Here is a 4,663-nt window from a genome sequence, read left to right as displayed (position 1 = left end):
CCAACTTCGACACGCAATTCCACCATGCCCGACGTCGCACCACGGTTGACCACCACATCGTTCATGGCTAAGGCTTCAAACACCACACGTTCATCGCGAACGACTGTTGCGTGCATCAAAGGCCGCTGGTCTTCTTCGTAGGCACCTCGCAGCATCGGTGGCAATGTGGTCTGATAGGTGTCGAAGGGAATGTCGGTGATGAAGCCGAGCCGGCCCTGGTTGATGCCGATCAGCGGCGTTCCGAAACGCGCCAAGCGTCGGCCAATGCCGAGCATCGTTCCATCCCCCCCCACCACCAGCCCCAAATCGCACCGTGCACCGATCTGGTCTACATTCAAGGAAGGGTAGTGTGTCAATCCAGTATTGCTGGCGGTCTCCGCTTCCAGCACCACCTCACATCCCTGGCGCTCCAAGAAATGCGCAATATCCTCCAAAGCCCGGCGAGAGCCATCACCGGGGGCGCCTGCAGCTGAAGTCTGGTACTTGCCTATAAGTGCGACATGGCGGAAATTGGACGTCATCGCGAAATTACATCATTAAAATCATTCCATGCTCGATGACCGTGCCAAGTTGTTGCTCAAAGCCCTGGTCGAGCGTTATATCGCTGATGGGCAGCCCGTAGGGTCGCGTACCCTTTCCCGCGCGTCCGGGTTGGATTTGTCGCCTGCCACGATACGAAACGTGATGGCGGACCTGGAAGAGCTGGGGCTGATTGCGAGTCCTCATACCTCCGCTGGCCGTATTCCCACAGCGCGTGGATACCGTTTGTTTGTGGACACGATGCTCACGGTGCAGCGGGAGTCTGTCATGCCGCCCCAGCTGGCACCTGAACAGCCGCAAAAAGTCATCGCCAACGCCGCACAGCTGTTGTCCAACCTCTCCCAGTTCGTTGGAGTGGTGATGGCACCTCGGCGTACCTCGGTATTTCGCCACATCGAGTTTCTTCGACTCTCCGAAAAGCGCTTCCTCGTGATCATCGTGTCGCCGGAAGGTGACGTACAGAATCGCGTGATCTTCACCGAGGTGGATCACTCCCAGTCGCAGCTGGTAGAGGCCTCCAACTTTCTGAATGCCCACTACGCGGGACTCGCAATGGAGCAGGTGCGAGAACGTTTGAAGTCCGAGGTCGATGTATTGCGCGGAGAGATCGCATCGCTTATGCAGGCGGCAGTCAACGTAGGCTCTGAGGCACTGTCCGAGGCGCAGGACGAGGTGGTGATTTCTGGAGAGCGCAACCTGCTGTCCGTCAGTGATTTCTCCAGCGACATGGGCAACCTGCGCAGGGCATTTGACTTGTTTGAGCAGAAGACACAAATCCTTCGCCTTCTGGACATCTCCAGCCAAGCGGAAGGGGTGCGCATCTACATCGGTGGCGAGAGCCAGGTTGTGCCCTTTGAAGAGCTTTCGATCGTCAGCTCCCCCTATGAGGTTGATGGCAAGGTGGTGGGGACTTTGGGCGTGATTGGTCCTACGCGCATGCCATACGACCGCATGATCCAGATTGTGGACATCACCTCCAAGCTGGTGTCCAACGCGCTCAGCCACCGCAAGTAAACCCCTACAATACGGCGCTTGCCCCGTTGTATAGCGCTGGAGCATGGCTGGGGGCGTTAGCTCAGTTGGTTAGAGCAGAGGACTCATAATCCTTTGGTCGTTGGTTCAAGTCCAACACGCCCTACCAGGATTGGTGCGCCTCAGAGCCCGAAAGGGTTCTGGGGTGTTTCTACATTTGCGGTTGAATTTCTACAATTCGGGCGCTTACCGCTCATCTGTTCTGCTTCAGTGCCTTGCGGAATTGGGCCCTAATGCCGTTGTCCATGGCTCGGTACTCTGCCCCGCATCGTTGCGCGCGAGCATCAGAGAGGGCTACGAAGCGCGTCAAATCCCTTGCTGCTTCTGGGCTGAGCCCGTGCACCCAGCATGCGAAATTCAGCGCACGTTGTCCCTGGAGTGAGTGCTCATCAGACAACAGGTGCGAGAGCGTTTCAGGTGGCAATTCGTTCAGGCGCTGGGACGATGCCAGCTCCTTGAAGTACCAAATTGCCGGAACGAATGCGGCAACCCCGATATCGTTGATGTAGTTCAGTGAGGCCCAGATCGCGAATTGGTCTGCTACGTCTTCCTCACGCCCGGTGATTGCCACCTGGTTGATGTCAATGACGGCGTGGCTCAACTCATGGAGATAGACGACCCACAGAATGCTGGTGAGCCATTGCGCGAGGAACTGCGGTGATTGCTGGGCGAAAAATTCTTTGCGCTCCGTCATCAGCCCCGCCACGTGCTTGACGAACTCGGTGCAAATCACTACCGCGCGGCTAGCGGGCTTGTAGAAGGCGTTTGGAGTTCCGCACTCTTGAAAGCCGATGGCCAAGTTGTGGCGAAGTCTGAGACGGCTCTGGGTGAAAGAGGCCATTCGCTCTGCCAGATTGGCGCCCTGCACAAGCGCGATGAGCTGCCTTGATTCTTCGCTTGATGGATTGCCATAAAAGGGAATCGGCCGGCCGGACCAGAGCAGGTGCTCAAGTGGCAGGGGCGCAGACTGAGGCCAAGCGGAGCACGTGCCAAGTGCAAGCACCAATGCAACGAGCAATCGCTTCATTCCCTGCCCCTCAATGAATTGAAACACCATGTTACCGCAGGGGCTGCACGCGGTCCCCTATGCGGGCTTTCACATAGTGCTCGGTCATACCCCGGTTCTTGTGCGCCAGCAGCTTCTGAGAGTGAGCAAGGTCGCCTGTATCGGTCGCAGCCTTCGCCCGAATGTCCCGAAACTGAAAATCCACCTTCGCCAGCGTGCGCGCCTTGTCAAAGCGTGAGCGCAGCGCTCCCTGGCTGAGTGGCTGGCCGTTCTCGTCCTGAATCAGAAACGCGCTGATGGCCTTCCTGGGCCGCTGGTTGATCCGTTCGATCACAGCCGCCAGCTCGCCCGTGATCTCGATGCCCAGACGTGCACCTGTCTTGTTCTGCACGATCCACAAGGCCCCATCCCGAATGTCGGTGCGCTTGATCTTGAGCACATCGGCGGGCCGCTGGCCGGTGAGCAGGGCTATGTCCATGGCATCCACCACAGTGCAATGCGCGTTGGCCCGCACGCGGTCGAATTCCTCGTCGGTGACATAGCGCGAGCGCCCCGTTTCTTTGAAGCCCTTCACGCCCTGGCAGGGGTTCTGCGCGGTGGTGAAACCCCACTCCCTGGCCTTGTTGAAGATGTGCGAGAACAGGGCCTTCTCGCGGTTGGCGCGTACCTTTGCCACCTGGCCGCGTAGGTCCATGTACTGGCGGATGTGCATGGGGGCGATGGCTTCGATGGGCATGTGCCCGAACACGCGCAGCAGGTTAGCGAGTTCCTTGTCGTTGTCTCGCCGGGTCTGCACGCTCTTGGTGGGGAACACCTCACGCACGTACCGCCTGGCCACCACCGAGAAAAGCCGTGTGGATTCATCCTCTCGCACCCCTTCACGCTGGGCCCACAGCCGCAGGGCTTCTGCGCGGTCGTTGGAGAGCTTGGTCCACACGCGGGGCAGGGTGCCGCTGACGTGATACCAGACGTTGCCCTTACGGTGGAAGCGCGGTGGGTCGTCGAAATTGGACTGCCTACGACGCCCCATTACGCCCCCTGCAGTGCCCGGAAATTGGGCTGGTAGCTCTGTTCCTCGGGTGCTCCACAACCCAGCATCTTTTCGGCATATTTGCGCGCCACAATGGCCTGACGATTGCCGTTGATCTCGAAACGCCAGCCCTTGGTGCGTAGCCACTCCACTTGCCTTTTGGGGGTCTTAAACCCGGTGAGCGTGCTGAGTTCATCGGCGGTGAGAAAGAGCGGCGAGTCCACGGCGCCCCCTCAGCGGCCAGCAGCAGCGCGCGTGCGATCCAATGCCTGCATGGCCTGGGCGGCGCGAGCTGAGACCGGCGCGGGCGCTGCATCCCGAGTTGGCACTGAGGCATCGAGGGGCATCGGTGCAAAGGCGTCTGCATCGAACGATGGGGCCTGGCGGTGGCTGAGGTCTGGAAGTTCGTCAAAAAGTGGTTCATTGGCTGAGCCCGCATGCATGGCACGCAGCCCGGTAATGATGTCTTTGGCCTTCTGGTACTGCTCCTGCAGGATGCAAACCTGCCGGTACAACAGGCGGATTTCGTTCACCTGTTCGGTGAATATCTGAGAACGCCCCCAACGCGATTCCCAAAAGAGAGCCAGGACTGCGGCACGAGGGGCGCGACCGGCGGAGAGCCAGTGCCACACCGTGCGCTCTGAAACGCCCAGGTACTTGTAAACCTTCTTGGGGCCGCCCAGCTCGTCAATGAACATGCGCAGCAGCTCGGGACCGTAGATATCGCGTGGAGCGTGGAAGAACATAGAAGCCTCGATTCATGGCCTCTGGCGGCCTACATGGGGTAAGCTGCCAGGGCCGATCACGGATAGGTTTTTGTTGTTCGGTGGGCGCTCATGTGTTGCTGCACGTGAGCGCTTTTTTCATTCCGACTCGGGCAGCTTGAATGGCTGCTGGAACTTGGCTTTCACCAGCGTCACAGTGGCTGTGCCATCTTTTCCCGGCCTGGTCTTGGTCGTGATGTCGTAGATGGCCGGGGCGCCGTAGTGCTTGATGTCGTTGAACACCTCGTCGCTGATGGCAACCTTCATCGGCTTGTCGCCTACCGCGTTGGG

The 4,663-nt window shown here is 59.1% G+C and carries 7 protein-coding genes and 1 tRNA gene; 2 read left to right on the top strand and 6 right to left on the bottom strand.

The genetic code is table 11. The features are described 5' to 3' along the window. On the bottom strand, positions 1 to 521 hold a 521-nt coding region (locus DBR23_RS05025), incomplete at its 3' end, for an NAD(+)/NADH kinase (protein WP_199227634.1). A gap of 28 nt (positions 522 to 549) precedes the next feature. On the opposite strand from DBR23_RS05025, the gene hrcA reads away from it, so the two are divergent. Beyond that, on the top strand, positions 550 to 1,554 hold the full coding sequence (hrcA, locus tag DBR23_RS05020; protein ID WP_056060538.1) for a heat-inducible transcriptional repressor HrcA: 1,005 nt from the start codon (positions 550 to 552) through the stop codon (positions 1,552 to 1,554). Positions 1,555 to 1,604: 50 nt separating this feature from the next. After that, positions 1,605 to 1,681, top strand: a tRNA-Ile gene (locus DBR23_RS05015). 84 nt (positions 1,682 to 1,765) lie between these two features. On the opposite strand, the gene DBR23_RS05010 is transcribed toward DBR23_RS05015, so the two are convergent. The 5 genes from DBR23_RS05010 to DBR23_RS29520 all read right to left on the bottom strand — a co-directional run. Continuing rightward, positions 1,766 to 2,629, bottom strand: coding sequence for a DUF4344 domain-containing metallopeptidase (locus DBR23_RS05010; RefSeq protein ID WP_108497511.1), 864 nt, complete (start codon positions 2,627 to 2,629; stop codon positions 1,766 to 1,768). Between the two features lies 1 nt (position 2,630). Then, the gene (locus DBR23_RS30320) at positions 2,631 to 3,608 is read right to left on the bottom strand and encodes a tyrosine-type recombinase/integrase (RefSeq protein ID WP_108497510.1); all 978 of its coding nucleotides are present in this window, start codon (positions 3,606 to 3,608) and stop codon (positions 2,631 to 2,633) included. Then, complete coding sequence (locus tag DBR23_RS05000) at positions 3,608 to 3,832, bottom strand: DUF4224 domain-containing protein (RefSeq protein ID WP_056641853.1); 225 nt, start codon at positions 3,830 to 3,832, stop codon at positions 3,608 to 3,610. The genes DBR23_RS30320 and DBR23_RS05000 overlap by 1 nt, the downstream gene beginning before the upstream one ends. Before the next feature lie 9 nt (positions 3,833 to 3,841). Continuing rightward, a complete protein-coding gene (locus DBR23_RS04995) occupies positions 3,842 to 4,354 on the bottom strand; it encodes a hypothetical protein (protein ID WP_108497509.1) in 513 nt (170 codons plus the stop codon). A 117-nt stretch (positions 4,355 to 4,471) separates the two neighbouring features. Next, on the bottom strand, positions 4,472 to 4,663 hold a 192-nt coding region (locus DBR23_RS29520), incomplete at its 5' end, for a hypothetical protein (RefSeq protein WP_233250281.1).

The organism is Acidovorax sp. HMWF018, from assembly GCF_003061035.1.
Lineage (GTDB): Bacteria > Pseudomonadota > Gammaproteobacteria > Burkholderiales > Burkholderiaceae_C > Acidovorax > Acidovorax delafieldii.
This window is presented reverse-complemented; position numbering and strand designations above follow the sequence as displayed.

What these genes read in the sequence shown, in the direction of transcription:
- DBR23_RS04995 (WP_108497509.1), bottom strand. Translation starts at nt 4,354, where the DNA reads ATGTTCTTCCACGCTCCACGCGATATCTACGGTCCCGAGCTGCTGCGC.
- hrcA (WP_056060538.1), top strand. Translation starts at nt 550, where the DNA reads ATGCTCGATGACCGTGCCAAGTTGTTGCTCAAAGCCCTGGTCGAGCGT.
- DBR23_RS30320 (WP_108497510.1), bottom strand. Translation starts at nt 3,608, where the DNA reads ATGGGGCGTCGTAGGCAGTCCAATTTCGACGACCCACCGCGCTTCCAC.
- DBR23_RS05010 (WP_108497511.1), bottom strand. Translation starts at nt 2,629, where the DNA reads ATGGTGTTTCAATTCATTGAGGGGCAGGGAATGAAGCGATTGCTCGTT.